This window comes from Aeromonas sp. 603607, from assembly GCF_049171595.1.
GTDB classification, from domain to species: domain Bacteria; phylum Pseudomonadota; class Gammaproteobacteria; order Enterobacterales; family Aeromonadaceae; genus Aeromonas; species Aeromonas veronii.
The window spans coordinates 37,548-57,469 of sequence record NZ_JAAKOV010000016.1; the positions used below are offsets into that span (position 1 = coordinate 37,548).

The following is a 19,922-nucleotide window of genomic DNA, read 5'->3' on the forward strand; positions in this document are numbered from 1 at the left end:
TAGACCCCGTTGTGGAGAGCTCTCCGATGTACCGCAAGCTGATGCTATCCCTGCTGACCCTGCTGCTGGCCGCCTGCTCCAGCACGCCAGAGCCACCGCCGCCCCGCCAGCAGAGCAGTGCCTTTGACGGTTTCTACCAGCAGTGGCGTGGCGTCCCCTACCGGATGGGCGGCACCAACCGCGCCGGACTCGACTGCTCCGCCTTCACCCAGCTCGCCTACAATCAGGTGCTGGGAGTCAACTTGCCAAGAACCACCGAATCCCAGGCCAGTATCGGCAAACCGGTGGATCGCTACCGGCTGCAACACGGGGATCTGGTCTTCTTCAAAACCGGCTGGCAGCAGTACCATGTGGGGGTCTATACCGGTGCCGGCGAGTTTATCCACGCCTCCACGAGCAAGGGTGTAATCCGTTCGAGACTCGACAATGTCTACTGGAACAGCCGCTATTGGCAAGCCCGTCGGGTAACCCAGTAAAGGTTCAAACACCTGCCCGTTATACTGCTGGACTCCGTCAATCCCGGTCGCCAGGTCGAGATAATCCCCTGCACTGAAAACTCAATTGGCCCCAAAACCTGCCTTTCATACCATTTTGTGATAAGGTGGTGGCCAATTTTTAGCACTTTCGCGCTTTTCTCATACGCTATCTGTCCTGATTGACAATAAGCGAAGCAGCGAAAGTGGCTGTGACAGCACTGCCGGACGGGTGGCTCACAGCAGCAGTATCAAGGGTTAAATAGATAAGGAGATCATCCAATGAAACAGTATCAAAACTGGCTGGGGCAATACCTGATGAGTCGCCGTGACGGCGACCACGCCATGGCATGCGAGATGGCGAGTTCCATCTGCGAGTTCTGGCAACAACAGGGAGATGAAACCGAACTGGACAAGTGGCAGCAGATTTACCAGAACCATCTGGAAAAGACCACCTGATCCCGACCGTCACCTTGCTGCCAGCCATCTGTTGGCAGCAAGGCTGCCCCCTATTGCTTCGCGCATAGCCAGTTCCCGCATAACGCCCTTTTGCATGTCCCCCTCTACCATTTCTTGAGTCCATGACAGTGCTCATCCAGAACCAAGTGTCGAGCTCGTCGATGCAACCGGACACAACAGGGTTCCCCACCCTGTTTCCCCGGGTTTCATCCAAACCAAGCGTGCCCTCACGGCGGGTTTTCTGTTTTGAGAACAAGGGGATGGGCAGTTCTGTCGCAATCCATGGCGACAATTTCCCCAAGTTGGTCAGTTTGTGCTAAAATGGCGCTCATTTTTTGACATCTCGCGTCACGTTCGCCGCCAGATTGCCCATCGGGCTCTCTGCCCGGGTCGTGACTTTGCACCATCATGCCTGATGATGTTCCCCCCAAGATGAGCCGACAGGCTCCCGTCAAGGTGGGCACCTTCAAGGGCACATGAGATAAGGAGATCGGGTAATGAAACAATATCAAAGCTGGCTGGGAGATTATCTGATGAGCCGACGTGACGGAGATCACGCGATGGCTTCGGAACTTGCCAACACCATCTGCGCCTTCTGGAAGGCCCAGGGTGATGAAGCAGAAACCAGCAAATGGCAGCAACGCTATCAGCAACACGTAGAGCAGGCGCAATAAGCCCCTGCACTCTTTCGCGATAAAAAAACCGGCGCACATGGCGCCGGTTTTGCGTCTCTGGCAAGCAGCAGATTACATCTGGTCGATCATGTCCTGAGCAAACTGGGAACAGGAGCGCAGGGTGGCCCCTTCCATCAGACGCTCGAAGTCATAGGTGACGGTCTTGTTGCGGATCGCCGCTTCCATCCCCTTGATGATGAGATCGGCCGCTTCGACCCAGCCCATGTGGCGCAGCATCATCTCGGCGGAGAGGATCAGCGAGCCCGGGTTGACCTTGTCCTGACCGGCATATTTCGGTGCAGTACCGTGAGTTGCCTCGAACAGAGCCACGCCATCACCGATGTTGGCACCCGGCGCGATACCGATACCGCCCACCTGAGCAGCCAGCGCATCGGAGATGTAGTCACCGTTGAGGTTCATACAGGCGATGACGTCATACTCGGCCGGACGCAGCAGGATCTGCTGCAGGAAGGCGTCGGCGATGACATCCTTGATGACGATGGTCTTGCCGGTTTTCGGGTTCTTGAAGGAGCACCAGGGGCCGCCGTCAATCAGTTTGGCACCGTACTCGTTCTGGGCCAGGGCATAACCCCAATCCTTGAAGGCACCTTCGGTGAACTTCATGATGTTGCCCTTGTGCACCAGAGTCACGGAGTCACGATCGTTGTCGATGGCATACTCGATGGCGGCACGAACCAGACGCTCGGTACCGGCCTTGGACATCGGCTTGATGCCGATCCCGCAGGATTCGGGGAAACGAATTTTCTTCACGCCCATCTCGTTTTGCAGGAAGGCGATCACCTTGTTCGCTTCGGCACTGTCGGCCTTCCATTCGATGCCGGCGTAGATGTCTTCGGCGTTTTCGCGGAAGATCACCATGTCGGTCAGATCAGGACGTTTCACCGGGCTCGGGGTGCCGTCGTAGTAACGTACCGGACGCAGGCAGATGTAGAGATCCAGCTCCTGACGCAGGGCTACGTTGAGAGAGCGAATACCGCCACCGACCGGAGTAGTCAGCGGGCCCTTGATGGCCACGCAATATTCACGAATGAAATCCAGGGTTTCGGCCGGCAGCCAGGCACCTTCGCCATAGACATGAGTCGATTTCTCGCCGGTGTAGATCTCCATCCAGGCGATCTTGCGCTCGCCCTTGTAGGCTTTCTCGACCGCAGCATTCACCACATTCAACATGGCAGGGGTTACGTCAACACCGATGCCATCCCCTTCAATAAACGGAATGATCGGATGGTTGGGAACCTGCAGCTTGCCGTTGGCATCGACTGTGATTTTCTGACCCTGGGTCGGGATTACTACTTTGCTTTCCATCGGCATCTCCTAACTTCCGTTTGTTATCAACTTGTTTGTTGCGCGCGGCCATCTTAGCCCATTCATTTTCATAATAAAACGACAAGAAAGCATGTCAGACCAAAGAGGTAGCCACCCGCCAGTGCACCGTCACAACGCCTTGCCGACCCCGCCCCGTTATCCCTCCAGCTCGCTGGCCGCCGCCTGCGGCTGACTCAGGGAACGGTACTGGGAAGGGGTCAAGCCGGTCTTCTGTTTGAACACCCGGCAGAAGTAGTTCACGTCGGTAAACCCGCAGCGATTGGCAACCTCTTCGAGACGGAAGCGATACTTTTTCAGCATGAACTTGGCCCGCTCCAGCCGCACCCAGCTGATGTAGTCCGCTAGCCGCATGTGCCCCTGCTGGCGGAACAGGCGTGAGAGGTGGCTGGGGGAGAGATTGAAGCGGGCGGCGATGCATTCGCGACTGATGGGGCGGTGGAAATTTTCCTGAATGTAGATGCAGATGCCGTGAAAAAGATCGGAGCCACGAGGACGACCGCTCTCCGACTCCACCAGCAACTGCCGTGAATAACTTAGCAGCGCCTGCAGCAGGTGATTGTCCATCGGTGCCCTTATCGGCTCCTGCGCAAGGGTGTTGAGGGAGAGCAGGATATGATCGAGCGCCCGTCCGGCACCGGCCTGAATACTGTGCTTCTGCACATCGAAGAAGCCGGTGTCTCCCTTGTGCTTGCTCACCAGACTGAACCCTATCTGACGCTTGCCGAACAACAGGCTGAGCACGGAACAGTCATTGTCCCAATCCGGCTTGTTCCAGCCGTTGGGGGGAATGTACATCGCCTCCCGCGGCCCCATCTGTACCGACTGCACATCCCCTTCCGGGGACCAGATCTGGTTGAGATAGTGGCCACTGAATACCAGCTCGAGACGCGGAAAATTGACCTGATAACTGAAGCAGGGAGGCACCCCTTTGTCAGAGGCAAACAACACCTTCTCAAAGCCTCCCCCCTCACTTAGAAAGCCGTCCAACAGCTGGGTAAAGATGATACTCATGAATGATCCTGATCAAGATGCAGAGAGCAACCGATTGCGGTGCGCTGCCCCTGCCATGCTATAGTCCGCGCCAGACTGAAATTCCCAAAAAATCGTTCTGATACAAGGAGCCATCCATGAGCTACCCGCCGTTTTTTCTAATGTGCAACCCGATCCAGGATTATGTCTGGGGCAGTCGTGACTCCCTGACCACGCTGTTTGGCATCAAAAATCCCGAAGGCAAACCACAAGCTGAACTGTGGATGGGCGCTCACCCCAATGGCTGCTCCGAAGTGACCCTGGCAGGCGAGACCGTGAAGCTTTCCAGCCTGATTGACGCCAACCCCGTCGCCATGCTGGGCGAAGCTACCCAGGCTCGTTTCGGCTCACTCCCCTTCCTGTTCAAGGTGCTCTGCGCCGAGCAAGCCCTCTCCATTCAGGTACATCCGAGCAAGGCACAGGCCGAAGCCGGTTTTGCCAGAGAAGAGGCCGCAGGCATCGATATCAAGGCGAGCAACCGCAACTACAAGGATCCGAACCACAAGCCGGAGCTGGTCTTTGCCCTCACCCGCTATCAGGCGATGAACGGCTTTCGCGCCATCCCGGCCATCCTGGCCCTGTTCGATCGCATGGCGCTGCCCGCCCTGGTCGACCTGACCGCGGCGCTTCGCCAGTCACAGGATGAAGCTGGCCTGCGGCACTTCTTCCACCAGTTGCTGATCCTCAGCGGTGATCGCAAGGACGAGGCGCTGGCTCGCCTGCTGGCCTATGCCGCCGCCCATCAGGATGAAGAGACTTTCGCCACCATCAGCAAGCTGGCCAACCAGTACCCGGGGGATGTGGGGCTCTTCTCGCCGTTGCTGCTCAACGTGGTGACACTTGAGCCGGGTCAGGCGATGTTCCTTGATGCCCAGACCCCCCACGCCTACATCCACGGCACTGGCCTCGAGATCATGGCCAACTCCGACAACGTGCTGCGTGCCGGTTTGACCCCCAAATACATGGATGTGCCGGAGCTGCTGGCCTGCACCCGCTGTGTCGCCAAACCGGACGACCAGATCCTGCTCACCCCTCGCATGGAAGGCACAGTACAGCACTTCGACGTGCCGGTACCGGATTTCACCTTCAGCGTATATGGCGCAGGCGAACATGCCCTCACCACCGGCAATGCCGAGATCCTGTTCGCCATCGATGGGCCCATCACCCTCATTGGCCAGGATGGTGAGCGTCTGACACTGACCATAGGGCAATCTGCATTTGTACCCGCCAGCACCGGCGATTATCGCGTGACGGCTGAAGGGCGTTTTGCCCGCGCCAGCAACCGCTGATCCTGGTGGGCCATCGGCTCATCACTCTCTGTTCAAAGGGCCCAGCAGGGCCCTTTTTTTCAGCTCATCTGACCATGTAGAGCCCGGTACGACTCACAAAATCGGTCATTTAACTCAACATCGAAGAATAACACGCTGAATTATAATGATTAATATCATTTAGCCTCCCTGGTCACGCCACCCTGCAGTTATGCGAGCCAGCTCACACCCTTCCCCACACGTCATAAAAATCCAGTTAATGCCATTTTTTTCCTCTGTCCCAGGATATTAATCAACGAAATAATAGAAACCGTTAATTTACAGGCAGCAGGAAAAACATTTAAGAGCATTTATATACTCCAGATGTAACACAGCTCAGCCACTTATTTCATAAGTGTAAGGGGCGATTTTTTAAATCAGGCTATAGGTGCCTGTTATTTTCCTGCGCATTTATTTTTCCGCCTGTATGGCCAGAACGTTTTCACTATCCATTTTATCTGGCTGATATTCCCCCCGTCACCCTCTATATCCAGTGACAGTCGGGGTAATACATGCAGATGGCTCTCTCATCCGGCAGATATTCATTGGCTGGCCCGGCATTCTGCATTATCTGTTTTTATACGTTCGATACCCTACTTTCATTAACCTGTGGCGACAAATATGAAACTGAAACGTTCCCTGCTCGCGTGTGCCGTACTGGCTGGCCTGGTTGGTATATCCGGTTGTCAAAATGACTCGGATACCGCTGTCGATAACAATAAAGAGACGAACGTCTCCCGTTACGTCAATCCGTTCATCGGCACAGGTAATTTGGGCAACACCTATCCTGGTGCCACTACCCCGCATGGCATGGTGCAACTGTCGCCCAATAATGGGGCCAATGGCTGGGAATATATCTCCGGCTATTACTACCACGACAACCGCCTCGCCGGGTTTTCCCACACTCACCTCTCGGGGGCCGGAGCTGGAGATCTCAACGATATTCTGGTGATGCCGATCAACTCACGCTCCAATTTCATGCTGAACGAGGGGTCGGCCTCACTGAATCTGGAGGCCTCCCGCTACAGCCACAAGGATGAAGAGGCAACGGCGGGCTACTACAAGGTCAATCTGAAGGATTACGGGATCAAGGCCGAGCTGACCGCCTCGGATCGGGTGGGGGTTCATCGCTACACCTTCCCGCAAGATAAAAAATCGGAAATCGTGGTCAACCTCGGCTTCAAGGTCAACTGGGACTACACCTCCGACTCCTATCTGAAATGGGACAAAACCCACAACCGGATCGAGGGCCATCGCTTCTCTGACGGCTGGGCCCCCAGCCAGAAAGAGTTCTTCGTGATGGAGTTCGACCAGCCCATCAAAAACATCCGCTTCGCCTACTTTGACAAAGACCAGAACCGCTATCTGGACCTGCCGGAAGGCACCACCGAGATCGGCAACGAGACCCGTGGCAAATATCAGTACGCGCGTGCCTATGTGGAATTTGATACCGCAGCGGCGGGCTTGACTGTCGAGGCCAAGGTAGCCCTCTCCAACGTCGAGATCGGCCGGGATGGCAACGCTGGCGCCTCACTCAACATGACCGAAGTGGCCAATATGTCGTTTGACGATGTCCGTCAGGCTGCGACCAAAAAATGGGAAAAGGAGCTGGGCAAGATCCGGGTCAGTGGGGATGAGGAGTACAAACAGACCTTCTATACCGCGCTCTACCACACCTATCTGGGCCAGACCATTCACTCTGATCTGGACGGACGCTACCGCCAGGTGCATCAGGGGCGCAACGCCTATCCGGATGGCAACACACCGTGGGGCGAGCAGATCGATACCCTCAAGGAGTCGGTTCGCACCGCCGATGCCAACCGGGATGGCAAAGCGGACTTTACCCGTTACGACACCTTCTCCCTGTGGGACACCTACCGCGCAGTACAACCCCTCTCGTCACTGCTGGAGCCGGATCGCCTCGCCGATGTGGTGCTCTCCATGCTCTCCTACGCCGAGGAGGAGTGGATGGACGATCTGGGCAACCTGCGCAAGGGCAGATTGCCGGAGTGGACCTTCAAGGGTAACGAGACCGGCATGATGATGGGGATGCACTCCACGCCGGTGATCCACGACGTGCTCTCCAAAGGCTCGCTGGACAGACGGATGATCGCGCTGGGCTTCAGCGATGCGGAACGTCAGGAGATCAAGGAGCGACTGGTGACCGCCATGATCACCGACGCCCGCGCAGCCACCAGCCAGGGGGTCGCCTGGATCAAGGAGTACGAGCAGCAAGGCTATGTACCTGCCCAGTTGCATGACACACCGCCGGGCAATGACTGGGAATCTCACTCCCCCTTCAAGGATGCCTGGACCTCATCCTACTCGCTGGAGTACTCCATGAATGACTGGGCGATCGCCCAATCGATCAAGGCAGTATTTGGCGAAAGTGACCCCCGCTATCAGGAGTTTGCCGATCGATCCAAGAACTGGCAGGCGCAGTTTGACTTTGGCGGCAAGCAGTACAAGGGGTGGTTCAAGGCCCGCGACTACGCTGGCAACTTCATTGATGCCGGTTGGGTAGACCCGAAAACCGGCCGGGCAGTGGGCAAGGATTGGCGCCCCGACATGTTCAACTGGTCATTCGCCGAGTCCAACGGCTGGCAATACGCCTTCAGCGTTCAACATGACATTCATGGCCTGGTCGATCTGATGACCCGCTTCGACCAGACCCAGAATCCTCAGGCCAAACGGGGCGAACTGTTTGCCAAACGGCTGGACGAGTATTGGAGTACCTATCCGGATCGCAACGCTGGCGACAACCAGTTCCCGGTATTCAACACCGGCAACGTGGGACAGCATGTGCAGGGCAACGAGCCCGATATCCATGTGCCCTACCTCTACAACTACGTAGGACAGCCCTGGAAGGGACAGGCCGCCATCGTGGCAGCCACCAACGTCTGCTACAAGAACACCCCTGACGGCATCTGTGGCAACGATGACTTTGGCACCCTCTCTGCCTGGTTCGTGTTCCGGGCGCTGGGCTTCTTCCCGGTCAATGCCTCCTCCGGCATCTACGAGATTGGCACCCCCATGTTCGAAACCGCCTCGCTCGATGTGGGTGCGGGCAAACAGTTCACCGTCACGGCCCAGAATGTCAGCCGCGACAACATCTACATCCAGTCCGCTCGCCTCAATGGCAGCGAGTTCAATCGCAGCTACCTCACCCATGAGGAAATCCTCAGTGGCGGCAAGCTTGAATTCGTGATGGGCGATAGCCCCAACCAGAATTGGGGCAGCCAGCCGGAAGATCTGCCGCCCGCGCAAGGTATCGGCACCTTCCTGCACGAAGGCGACCTGCCTGCCGGTTCCCGTTAATCACCTGTTCGGGGGAGGACTTCCTCCCCCATCACTACTCAAAAATGGAATGACCATGTTCAAGTGCAATCTTCTTTCTCTTGCGGTGATTGCCGCACTGACCGGTGGCATCGCCGGTTGCAACAGTGAGAGCGAGTCTACCGCTATCGAGAAACCGGTAACTCCGGTTGTCGATCTGTCGGTACTGAAATACGTTGACCCCATGATAGGCACCGCCGCATCAGGCCACACCTTCCCCGGCGCCACCCGCCCGGCTGGCATGGTGCAACTCTCGCCGGATACCTTTATTGGCTCCAATACCGATCACGAGAGCGGACTCAACCCCTGGCACTCAGCCTCCGGCTACTGGGACTCTTCCAATTACCTCACGGGCGAGATCGTCGCAACCGATGTTCCGCTCTACGGCTTCTCCCATACCCATCTCTCCGGCACCGGCGCCACCGATCTGGGCGACATTCTGGTACTGCCCTACGCCGAGATGGCCGACGCCCAGATAAACGCCTTTGACAAAACCAATGAGCACGCCAGCGCCGGTTATTACAAAACCAGACTGAACAAGGGGGAGATTGAAGTTGAGCTGACCACCACCAAACGGGTCGGTTTGCACAAATACACCTTTGCCAAGGGGGCTGATCGCAATGTGAAATTCGATCTGGGCCATACCCTGCAGAACAACAACGGCCAATCGCTGAAAAACAAAATCGAAGTGGTGGATGAGTACACCCTGCGTGGCCGCAAAACCTCCACTGGCTGGTTCCAGGGACAGAACCATCAGGGCCAGAACATCTTCTTCTACGCCAAATTCAACCAACCTGTGGCCAGGGCCATGCTGGGCGAGCAGGACAAGATGCCGACCCGGGAGATGCGCCCCAACAGCGTCTATCAAGGGGATGACCTGACCGCCTACCTCAATTTTGGCCAGGGTGACCAACCGCTCGAGATCCGGGTCGGTATCTCGGCGGTGAGCTGGCAAGGAGCACAGAAGAATCTGGAAGCGGAAGCCCCCTCCTTTGATTTTGCCAAGGTGAAGTCAGACGCCGAATACGCGTGGGCCGAAAAGCTGGCAACACTCAAAACCGAAGGGGGGACGGAAACCGAGAAGACCAATTTCTACACCGCTTTCTACCACATGATGATCGCCCCTATCGAGCTCTACGATGTGGATGGCAAGTATCTTGATATGCAAGGCACCCTGCGCACCCTGCAACCTGGCGATACCCCCAACTACTCCATCTACTCGACCTGGGATACCTTCCGCGCCGTTCACCCCATGTGGACCATCATGGACCCGCCACAGGCGACTCTCTACGCCAAGGATCTGATCCGCAAATCCAACGTGGAGTTCGGCCTGCTGCCCAAATGGGAAGGCCACGGCTCGGAAACCGGCACCATGATTGGCTACCCCTCGGCGGCCATCCTTGCCGATGCGGTGACCAAGGGGCTGATCGATGCGCAAGAGGCACTGGAAGCCTCGGTCAAATCGGCCCACTACCGGCCTGCCGATTACCCGCAGATCCATGACGACATCCTGAGCTCGCTGATGGCCGGTCAGCTCAGCTATCACGAGAAAGAGCAGTGCGTCCGTTATCCCAACTGGAACTCTGTCTCCTACTCGCTGGAGTTCTCTTTCTACGACTGGACCATCGCCGAGATGGCGAAAGCCGCGGGCGACATGACTACCTATCAGGAGTTCAAGGCACGATCCTACAACTCGCTCAAACATTGGGATCCCCAGGCTGGCAATGCCGATGGCAAAGGCTTCTTCGTACCGACCGAGCTGAAAAACGGTGACCCGTGCGCCCTGAAATACGCGCCAGCCGATTTCGATCCCTACAAGTCGGATGCCTTCTACTACACCGAGGGCAATGCCTGGCAGTGGCAGTGGTCCTTCATGCAGGATCTCGACAAGCTGACCGAGATCATGGGTGGCCAGCAGGGACTGAACGACAAGCTCGACAACCTGTTCAACGCCGACCCCAACGGGGGCGAAGCACATCAGGACATGACCGGTTACATCGGGCAGTACATTCATGGCAACGAGCCCTCACACCACGTCATCTATCTCTACAATCGCACCGCCCAGCCCTGGAAAGCGCAGGAGTACCTCGACCGGGTCTATAAGGAGTTCTACAAAACCACCCCGGATGGCCTGATCGGCAATGAAGACGTCGGCCAGATGTCGGCCTGGTACATCATGAGTGCCATGGGCTTCTATCAAATCTCCCCGGGCGACCCGACCTACACCATCGGTCGTCCCATCTTTGACAAGGTCACCATCAACCTGCCCGACGGTCAGTTCAACGTGGTAGCGCAGAACAACAGCCCGGACAACCTCTATGTCAAAGAGGTCACCATCAATGGCAAGCCACTCAACCAGTACAACACCTTCGCCCACAGCGAGATCCGTCCCGGTGGTGAGCTGCGTTTTGTGATGACCAACCAGCAACCGACCCCGTAACTCTACAAGCGGCAAGCCACCCGGCTTGCCGCTTTTTCATCTCCGGAATTTGAGGAACAACAATGTTCAAACCCCACAAGCTGGCCATCATGGTGACAGCCCTGCTTGGCCTCTATGGCTGCAACACAAACGATGAGACTACTGACAATGGCCGCCCCGATAATGCCCTGCAGGTGCTGCAATATGTCGATCCGCTGATCGGCACCGATGGGCTGGGCAATGTCAATCCGGCCCCTGTCATGCCGGAAGGGATGATCCAGCCGGGCCCGGACAACTGGAATCCGGCCAACTGGAATGGCAAGGGATCCCCTTCCGACTATCACCACCATCTGGCCAAGCTTTCCGGCTTCAGCAGCACCCATATCTCGGGGGCAGGCAAGGGGGATCTCAATGATTTCGCCTTCTTGCCCTTCACCGGCAACAATACCGACCCGGTCACCATCAACAAGCCTGGCGAGCTGTCGGAGGTGGGCTATTACAAAGCGGATCTGGTAGAGACCGGCATCAAGGCCGAACTCACTGCCACCCAGCGGGTCGCCTTCCACCGTTACAGCTATCCGGCGGGTGAAGATCGTAAAGTCCAGCTTGATCTGCAGCACGAGCTGCTGGAGCAGTACGGTAACCACTCCCGCAATATTTACTTCAAGCGGATGAGCGACAACGCCATTGCCGGAGCCAGAACCAGCAACGAGTGGGGGCAGTGGCAGACGGTCTTTTTCTACGCCGAGTTTTCCGAGCCGTTTGTGGATCAGATCCTCTATGTCGATGGCAAATTGAGCAACGACGCCGAGGTGGGGTTGGCCGATTACATCGGGTATGGCGAAACCAGACCCCGGGTACGGGATGTGGTGACCCAGCTCAACTTTGCCAAAGGGGAACGGCCCATCACCATGAAGATGGCCATCTCGGGCACCGGCATTGAGGGGGCCGTGGCCAACCTGCGCGCCGATGAACATGGCTACCGCTTCGATCAGGTGGTGCAGGAGAACAAGCAGGCATGGGCGAAAGTGCTCAATAAGTTCACCCTGGAGGGTGGCAGCGATGCCGACAAGACGATGTTTTATACCTCGCTCTATCGCACCTACATCGCCCCCTTCGTCTATCAGGATGTGGATGGTCAATATCGCGGAATGGATGGCAAGGTGCATCAGGCCAAGCCGGGCTTTACCAACTATTCGGTCTACTCCATGTGGGACACCTTCCGCGCCGCCCACCCATTGAAGACCATCATCGAAAAAGAGCGATCCATCGACTATGTGCACGATCTGCTCAACAAATATAAAACCGGCGGCATCATGCCCAAATGGGAGCTGCACTCCGACTATACCGGCGAGATGGTCGGCTACCCGGCGGTCTCCATCATCGCCGATGTCATCGTCAAATATCCGGATGCATTCACGCCGGAAGAGATAAAGCTGGCATTGCAGGCGGCCAACGTCTCCGCCAATTTTGACCTCGCGCTGACCAAAACCTGGGTGCCCTATCAGGATCCCTGGAACGGTGACAAGCGCTTCACCGTGATGACCCGCCACGGTCAGTATGCCGAGCAGCACGGCTATGTTCCGGCCAACGTCAAATACAAGCCGGAAGAGGGCGGCATGGCCCAGGACAAGTACGATGAGCTGGTCAACGAATCCGTCTCGTACGGTGTCGAGAATGCTTACTATGACTGGTGCATCGCCCAGCTGGCCCGACTGGCTGGCGACAAATCCGCGGAGAACCGCTATCTGGCCCGGGCGACTACCTGGCGCGCCTATTTTGACTACAACCCGGCGCAATATGGCAACTATGGCGCGACCGGCTTTATGCGCCCCAAAAATTACGATGGCAGCTGGGTCAACAATTACCCCTCCTGCGCCATCGATAAAAACGGCAATCCCGTTACACCACCACAAAACTGTGACACCAACGACAGCAGCCGTTATGACATCTTCTGGCCCTATCGGGCCGAGCACAGGGGGCAGGACTTTACCGAAGGCAACACCTGGCAGTGGAGCTGGTTTGTTCCCCACGATATCGAGGGGCTCAAAGAGGTGATGGGGGGCGAGGAGGGATTCCGGAAGAATCTGGATGCCCTCTTCACCGCCAACTCCAACGCTGATACCTCGCAAGGGGATATGACCGGCTATATCGGGCAGTTCGTGATGGGGAACGAACCGGATCACCATGTTCCCTATCTCTATAACTGGACCAAGGAGCCGTGGAAAACCCAGGAGTATGTGGATCAGGCGGTGCGCAGCTTCTTCCACCCGACCACCACAGGGCTGATTGGCAATGAGGATGTGGGGCAAATGTCCGCCTGGTACATCATGAGTGCGCTGGGCTTCTATCAGGTCACGCCGGGGCTCCCGGTCTACACCATAGGTCGGCCACTGTTTGACAAGGTGATCATGGATATCGATGGCGGAAAATTCACCGTGATCGCCGAAAACAATGGCACCCAAAATATCTATGTGGAATCGGTCACCATCAATGGCAAACCATTGGGGGAAAACCTGACATTCAATCACAGCGATATTCGTGCCGGTGGTGAACTGAAATTTATCATGACGGCGCAAAAACCGATCCGCTCAGATAATAAATAACCATCATGCACTATCAATATATGTTCAGGCCCAAAGCTTCCTTTGGGCCTCTTTTTTGTTCACTAACAAAAATGTTCAAAAATATACCGCACGCAATTACATGATACCCGGATCACAAACAGCACGCCTTGCCACAAAAGTCTAGTGAATGACACTTTTTTACTCTGTCGATGAAACAGATGGCATGGGAATAATAGTGCTCGCCGGGATCAATGCCATCGAGCACCAATATTGCTCAGGGATCGCTCCGGTCTCATAAAAATAGATCATGACTGCTCACCCTCTACCCGATGGAGCCGCTCAATATGTTCAAGAAAAATATTCTGGCCATTGCCCTGACCAGCACAGTAGCCATGTTATCCGGCTGCGATTCAGATAACAGCAGCGACAATAACGACGATCAAAAGCCAACGCCAACCAATGTGTTGCAATATGTGAACCCATTCGTTGGCACTGGCTTTAACGGTCACACCTTTCCCGGCCCTGTGGTACCGGAGGGCATGGTGCAACTCTCGCCGGATACCGAGTTGATCGGCTGGCACTCCTCCTCCGGCTATCACTTTGACAAAGATACCCTGTTCGGATTTTCCCACACCCACCTCTCAGGCACCGGCATGGGGGGGCTGGGGGATATTCTGTTCCTGCCCTTTACCGAAGATAAATCCAAATACATCGAGCAAAGCGATGATTACCGCAAAGCCATCTCGGTCAAAATGGACAAAAAATCCGAGCAGGCCGAGCCTGGCTACTATGCGGTGCGCATCGCCGAGAATGGCATCAAGGCCGAGCTGACCGCCTCCGAGCGGGTGGGCTTTCACCGCTACACCTATCCGCAGGGGCAACCCCAACGGCTGAAGATCGATTTGAACTCGATCCTCAACAGCGACTGGGGATCGAGTTCGCTGCGCAACAAACTCACCGTCAGCGAAGATGGCTACACCATCACCGGCGAGCGAGATGCGACTCACTTCTCCGGCTGGGCGAAAAACCAGAAGATCTTCTTCCATGCGACCTTCGACAAGAAGATCAAAGGGGTCTACATCCTCGCTGGTGGTGTGCCGGTAGAGGGCTTGAGCGCCGAGCACAAGGCCAAATCCAAAGCGGATGTCACCGCTTACGTCGAATTTGAAGAGGGCGGCTCAGCCCAACTGAACGCCAAAGTTGCCCTATCGGCGGTCGATGCCACCGGCGCATGGAACAACTACCAGGCCGAAGGGGATGTTTCGTTTGACGAGGCCCGCGCCAACGCCCGCGAGAAGTGGGCCAACGCCCTCAATTTCACCATCGAGGGGGGCAGCAAGGAGCAAAACGAGATCTTCTACACCGCCCTCTACCACACCAAGATCGCCCCCATCGTCCATCAGGATGTGGATGGCAACTACCGCGGCATGGGCAAAGGGGCGCAGGCCAAGGGGGAAGGCAGCTACTCCATCCACTATGGCCAGGCAAGCGAAGATCAGCCCAACTTCTCGGTCTACTCACTGTGGGACACCCAGCGAGCGCTGCACCCGCTTAAAACCATCACCGAACCCACCCGCGCCGTGCAGTATGCCAAGAACCTGCTCCAGAAGTATCTGGAGAGCGGCCTGCTGCCCAAGTGGGAGCATCTGGGGGATGAGACAGGCACCATGGTGGGCTATCCGGCGGTGGTGGTGATTGCCGACGCCATCACCAAATACCCCGATGCCTTCACTGCGCAGGAGAAAAATCTGGCGCTCACGGCCGCCATCGACTCCTCCACCTATACCAACTACCCCATGCTGGCGACCGAGTGGGACAAGGCGGTGCTGGACAAGACCCTGACCAACCACATCGATTACATCGAAAAGAACGGCTTTGCCCCGGCAGTGCAGCGGATCGACGGTCAGCCCGTCTTCGCTGACTACACCCTCGAGTCGGTCTCCTACGGTCTGGAGAACGCCTTCTATGACTGGGCCATCGCCCGGATCGCCAAGGCGGCCGGCAACCCGGTGGCCGAAGCGCGCTATCTGGCCCGTTCTAACGGCTATCAGCGCTACTTCGACCACAATGCGGCCGAATACGCCCAGTACGGGGTGACCGGTTTCATGCGTCCGGTGATGATCGATGGCGCCTTCATGACGCCGTTTGATCCCTATGGCACCGAACATGAGACCGGCAACTATACCGAGGGCAACGCCTGGCAGTGGACCTGGTTTGTGCCCCATGACATCAAGGGTCTGAAAACCGCGATGGGCGGAGAAGAGGCCTTCAAGCAGAATCTGGACGCCACCTTTGCCGCCGAGAGTCAGGGGTCGGAGACCGCTGACATGACCGGGATGATGGGTCAGGTGGCCTTCGGGAATGAACCCTCCCACCATATCCCCTACCTCTACAACTGGACATCGGAGCCCTGGAAAACTCAGGAGACGGTCGACTACATCCTCGACACCATGTACTCGAACACCCCGGCAGGCATCATAGGCAACGAGGATGTGGGCTCCATGTCTGCCTGGTATGTGATGTCAGCACTTGGCTTCTATCAGGTGAATGCGGCAGATCCCGTTTACACCATTGGCCGCCCGCTATTTGCCAAAGCGACCATCCCGGTCAAGGGGGGAACCTTCACCATCATCGCCGATAACAACAGCGCCAAGAACCGCTATGTCCAGTCGGTCACCATCAATGGCAAACCGCTCAAGGATGGTCTCTTCTTCGAGCACAAGGAGTTTGTACCGGGGGGCAACCTCCACTTCGTGATGGGCGATACCCCGCCACAAAAGTAACGATCGATAGCATTGAAGTGACATTCAGCACGCAATCCGAAAATGTCACTTTGTGATACCCGACGGCCCACGCCAGATGGATTGATAAAATCCAATCAGCGCTGGGCCATTTTATTTTCCAGTGGGAAGCCCAGGTTCAGCCATTAAGCCGTTTTTCTCAAATATGCCTTAAATCGGGCAATAAACCGCAAAAAATGGCTGTAAATCCCATTACAAGGGTTTTTCTGTCATATCTTGACCGCTGTCACATCCTGCCATTAATTAAACAAAAACCACTACTGAGTTAAAGTTCAACACTTTGCGAGCTGGATCACACCAGCAAAACCATGCAACAAAAATCCAGTTATTGCTACATTCATCGCCTGTCCAACCCTACCCGTGAGGGCAATAATGAGCCCAATTCGCAACGCATGACTTAGCCCTTACAGGGAAGGAGAGTGAGATGTTACCCACCATGACCAACGGCAGACTCATCTGCCTGGAGTTGAAGGCCACCAGCAAGGAGGCTCTGTTCGACGAGATGGCACAGATGCTGGCGCGCGATGGCGCCGTGTCTGATCAACAGCAATTCGTCAAGGATATCTGGGCCCGCGAGCAGCTGGACTGCACCGGCTTCGAGCAGGGTGTCGCCCTGCCCCACGCCAAGAGCAAGGCGGTCAGCCGTCCGGCCATAGCCATCGGTGTCAGCCGTCAGGGTATCGAGTACGGCGCCGAAGATGGCAAACCGACCCAGCTTATCTTTATGATCGCCTCCCCGGATGGCGGCGCCAACCACCACATCGAAGTGCTGGCGGAGCTCTCCACCCGTCTGCTGGAGCCGGGCTTTATCGAGCAGATGAAGGCGGCCACCACTGTCGAGCAAGCCCTGACCCTGCTCAAGCAAGGCCCGAAAGTGCAAAAACCGGCGCCAGCCGCCAAACCGGCAGCCACTGCTCCGGTTGAACCCACCGATCGCACCTTCAAGGATCGCCTCAACACCATGAAGCAGCACCTGCTGTTTGGTACCTCCCACATGATCCCCTTCATCGTGGCAGGCGGTGTGCTGCTGTCACTGTCGGTGATGATGAGCGGCAAGGGCGCCGTGCCGGAAGCGGGCTTCCTCAAAGACATGGCGACCATGGGTATCGCCGGTCTGACCCTGTTTACCGCTGTACTGGGTGGCTACATCGCCTACTCGCTGGCTGACAAGCCGGGCCTGGCCCCGGGCATGATCGGCTCCTGGATTGCCGTTCAGCACTATCAAACCGGTTTCCTCGGCGCCATTCTGGTGGGTTTTATCGCCGGTTTCGTGGTCAATCAGCTCAAGCGGATCAAGTTGCCTGACTCCATGACCTCGCTTGGTTCCATCTTCATCTATCCGCTGATCGGTACCTTTCTGGTGTGTGGCATCGTGATGTGGGGGATCGGTGCCCCGATCGCCGCCATGATGGAAGGGATGAACCACTGGCTCTCCAGCATGGCGGGCTCAGGTAAAGTGATGTTGGGTGCCATTCTGGGTGGTATGACTGCCTTCGATATGGGCGGCCCGGTCAACAAGGTTGCGACCCTGTTTGCCCAGACTCAGGTCAACACCCAGCCCTGGCTGATGGGCGGCGTCGGTATCGCCATCTGTGTGCCACCGCTCGGTATGGCACTGGCGACCTTCATGTCTCCGAAGCGTTACAAGAAAGAGGAGCGTGAATCCGGTAAAGCGGCCGCCATCATGGGCATGATCGGTATCAGTGAAGGTGCCATCCCGTTTGCTGCTGCTGACCCCATGCGTGTTATCCCGGCCATCGTCGCAGGCGGTATCGTCGGCAACATCACCGGCTTTATGATGCACAGTATCAACCACGCCCCTTGGGGTGGCTGGATTGTCCTGCCGGTTGTTGAAGGCAAGATGGGCTACATCCTGGGTACCATCCTCGGCGCCCTGACCACCGCCATCATCGTCAACCTGCTGAAGAAGCCGGTGAGCGAAGAAGATGACGTGACCGCCACCCAAACCAGCTTCGAAGTCATTGAAACGGAAGGAGAAGCGGACGTACTGGCCATCACTGCCTGCCCGTCTGGCGTGGCCCACACCTTCCTGGCCGCCAAGAGCCTGCAGAAGGCCGCCGCCAAGCAGGGGATCAAGATCAAGGTCGAGACCCAGGGCGCCAACGGCATCATCAACCGCATCACCGCCAAGGATGTCGCCAACGCCCGCTGCGTCATCTTCGCCCACGATGTGGCCATCAAATACCGTGAACGCTTCACCGATATCGAGGTCATCGATGTGAAGACCAAGGAGGCGATTCACAATCCGGAAGCACTGCTGGCCCGCACGCTGGGCAACAAGGCAAACGCCGCCTGATAGCAGTCAGACCGCTCATCATAAGGGGCCCATCGCGGGCCCCTTTTCGTTGTCTGCCGAGCAACCGCACATCATCCCACCGACCAAGCCACTGATTTAAAACATATTAACCAGTCACATCACGGATCTTGGCGAGCCGTCACAGAACGGTGACGTGTAAAAAAACAGCAATTGAAGCGCTGGTCAGATCTCATGTCAAATGGCTCCGCCTACTAAACTGGAGCATCACAAAAATGATAAAAATCAATAAATTGGTTCTGGCTGTTACCCTCACCCTCACTGCCACCCCCTTGCTGGCCGCCAACTGGGAATGCGGCCAGCACGTGCGCTTTGGCCTCCCCTCCGAATCGGATCAGAAGCTCTGCCGTGAAGGGTATGCCGTCGGCTACAACTACGACTACAAGGTGGCGGACTGGGTCTCCTACCGGATGACCGCCCAGAGCGCACAGGGCACAGTGCCGCGCAAGGATGCCTTCGCCGAGGACAGGGAGATCCCGGTTGCCTACCGCGCCACCCTCTCCGACTACAAGGGCTCGGGCTACGACCGTGGCCATCAGGCCCCGGCGGGGGACATGAAATCGAACAAGAACACCATGAAAGAGAGCTTCCTGCTGAGCAACATGACGCCGCAGATCGGAGTGCTCAACCAGAAGGCGTGGCGAGTGCTGGAGGACAAGGTGAACAAGTGGGCGGTCTCCCGCAAGGATGTGCAGGTGATCACCGGCCCCATCTTTACCGGCTCTGAAGAGTCCATCGGTCAGGGGGTGGCGATCCCGAGCGCCTACTACAAGATCGTGATGGACCCGGCCAGACTGCAGGCCATCGCCTTTATCATGCCGCAGGAAGAGGTGCCTATCAGCCAGATCGCCGACTACCGGGTCTCGGTACGCGAGGTGGAGGAGCAGACCCAGCTCAACTTCTTCAGCGATATGCCCGAAGAGCAGCAAGAGACGCTGGAAGCCCGCATCTCCCCGATGTGGAACTGACTGCGAACACTCGCCAACAGATGGATTGACACCCCAGCTCTCTTGAATCGCGATAGAGGGAGGGGCCAACGCCCCTCCCAGCAGGGGGAGTCACGCTCCCCCTGCCCTTTCAGATGGCTGCTGACCCTTTGCGGCCACTTTTGCGGCCACTGGTGTGGCATCGCCCGACGACCCGCCCCGACTCACAGTTTACCGCACCGTTAGCTG

At 56.8% G+C, this 19,922-nt stretch carries 12 protein-coding genes; 10 read left to right on the forward strand and 2 right to left on the reverse strand.

What is annotated here, in order from left to right:
* Window positions 1-26: 26 nt before the first annotated feature.
* The 3 genes from G5315_RS15310 (at window position 27) to G5315_RS15320 (ending at window position 1,606) form a co-directional block, all read left to right on the forward strand.
* Window positions 27-476 (forward strand): C40 family peptidase, encoded by a 450-nt coding sequence (locus G5315_RS15310; protein ID WP_216953259.1) that lies wholly within the window; start codon window positions 27-29, stop codon window positions 474-476.
* 279 nt (window positions 477-755) lie between these two features.
* On the forward strand, window positions 756-932 hold the full coding sequence (locus G5315_RS15315; RefSeq protein WP_005347176.1) for a hypothetical protein: 177 nt from the start codon (window positions 756-758) through the stop codon (window positions 930-932).
* Between the two features lie 497 nt (window positions 933-1,429).
* Window positions 1,430-1,606, forward strand: a complete 177-nt coding sequence (locus G5315_RS15320) for a hypothetical protein (RefSeq protein WP_005337712.1) — start codon at window positions 1,430-1,432, stop codon at window positions 1,604-1,606.
* Between the two features lie 72 nt (window positions 1,607-1,678).
* Here the strand turns inward: G5315_RS15320 and icd are convergent, their stop codons facing one another.
* Window positions 1,679-2,932 carry an NADP-dependent isocitrate dehydrogenase gene (icd, locus tag G5315_RS15325; protein WP_421231049.1) on the reverse strand — a complete coding sequence of 418 codons (1,254 nt, stop codon included), beginning with the start codon at window positions 2,930-2,932 and terminating at the stop codon, window positions 1,679-1,681.
* A gap of 156 nt (window positions 2,933-3,088) precedes the next feature.
* Entirely contained in the window at window positions 3,089-3,964 is an 876-nt protein-coding gene (locus G5315_RS15330; protein ID WP_005347181.1) for an AraC family transcriptional regulator, read from the reverse strand.
* 116 nt (window positions 3,965-4,080) lie between these two features.
* Here G5315_RS15330 and manA point away from each other — a divergent pair, with 116 nt between their 5' ends.
* From manA to G5315_RS15365, 7 genes are all read left to right on the forward strand, one after another.
* Window positions 4,081-5,271 (forward strand): mannose-6-phosphate isomerase, class I, encoded by a 1,191-nt coding sequence (gene manA / locus G5315_RS15335; protein WP_216953257.1) that lies wholly within the window; start codon window positions 4,081-4,083, stop codon window positions 5,269-5,271.
* 639 nt (window positions 5,272-5,910) lie between these two features.
* On the forward strand, window positions 5,911-8,607 hold the full coding sequence (locus G5315_RS15340) for a GH92 family glycosyl hydrolase (RefSeq protein ID WP_421333298.1): 2,697 nt from the start codon (window positions 5,911-5,913) through the stop codon (window positions 8,605-8,607).
* Between the two features lie 55 nt (window positions 8,608-8,662).
* A complete protein-coding gene (locus tag G5315_RS15345; RefSeq protein WP_421333299.1) occupies window positions 8,663-11,065 on the forward strand; it encodes a GH92 family glycosyl hydrolase in 2,403 nt (800 codons plus the stop codon).
* Window positions 11,066-11,127: 62 nt separating this feature from the next.
* Window positions 11,128-13,650 (forward strand): GH92 family glycosyl hydrolase, encoded by a 2,523-nt coding sequence (locus tag G5315_RS15350; RefSeq protein WP_421333300.1) that lies wholly within the window; start codon window positions 11,128-11,130, stop codon window positions 13,648-13,650.
* A 305-nt stretch (window positions 13,651-13,955) separates the two neighbouring features.
* A complete protein-coding gene (locus G5315_RS15355; protein WP_421333301.1) occupies window positions 13,956-16,394 on the forward strand; it encodes a GH92 family glycosyl hydrolase in 2,439 nt (812 codons plus the stop codon).
* A gap of 442 nt (window positions 16,395-16,836) precedes the next feature.
* On the forward strand, window positions 16,837-18,729 hold the full coding sequence (locus G5315_RS15360) for a PTS fructose transporter subunit EIIC (protein ID WP_421333302.1): 1,893 nt from the start codon (window positions 16,837-16,839) through the stop codon (window positions 18,727-18,729).
* 233 nt (window positions 18,730-18,962) lie between these two features.
* Complete coding sequence (locus G5315_RS15365) at window positions 18,963-19,715, forward strand: DNA/RNA non-specific endonuclease (RefSeq protein ID WP_110302399.1); 753 nt, start codon at window positions 18,963-18,965, stop codon at window positions 19,713-19,715.
* Window positions 19,716-19,922 lie beyond the last annotated feature (207 nt).

Bases quoted from the DNA above. Each gene is read 5' to 3' on its own strand.
- G5315_RS15310 (WP_216953259.1), top strand. From the start codon at position 27: ATGTACCGCAAGCTGATGCTATCCCTGCTGACCCTGCTGCTGGCCGCC.
- G5315_RS15315 (WP_005347176.1), top strand. From the start codon at position 756: ATGAAACAGTATCAAAACTGGCTGGGGCAATACCTGATGAGTCGCCGT.
- G5315_RS15320 (WP_005337712.1), top strand. From the start codon at position 1,430: ATGAAACAATATCAAAGCTGGCTGGGAGATTATCTGATGAGCCGACGT.
- icd (WP_421231049.1), bottom strand. From the start codon at position 2,932: ATGGAAAGCAAAGTAGTAATCCCGACCCAGGGTCAGAAAATCACAGTC.
- G5315_RS15330 (WP_005347181.1), bottom strand. From the start codon at position 3,964: ATGAGTATCATCTTTACCCAGCTGTTGGACGGCTTTCTAAGTGAGGGG.
- manA (WP_216953257.1), top strand. From the start codon at position 4,081: ATGAGCTACCCGCCGTTTTTTCTAATGTGCAACCCGATCCAGGATTAT.
- G5315_RS15340 (WP_421333298.1), top strand. From the start codon at position 5,911: ATGAAACTGAAACGTTCCCTGCTCGCGTGTGCCGTACTGGCTGGCCTG.
- G5315_RS15345 (WP_421333299.1), top strand. From the start codon at position 8,663: ATGTTCAAGTGCAATCTTCTTTCTCTTGCGGTGATTGCCGCACTGACC.
- G5315_RS15350 (WP_421333300.1), top strand. From the start codon at position 11,128: ATGTTCAAACCCCACAAGCTGGCCATCATGGTGACAGCCCTGCTTGGC.
- G5315_RS15355 (WP_421333301.1), top strand. From the start codon at position 13,956: ATGTTCAAGAAAAATATTCTGGCCATTGCCCTGACCAGCACAGTAGCC.
- G5315_RS15360 (WP_421333302.1), top strand. From the start codon at position 16,837: ATGTTACCCACCATGACCAACGGCAGACTCATCTGCCTGGAGTTGAAG.
- G5315_RS15365 (WP_110302399.1), top strand. From the start codon at position 18,963: ATGATAAAAATCAATAAATTGGTTCTGGCTGTTACCCTCACCCTCACT.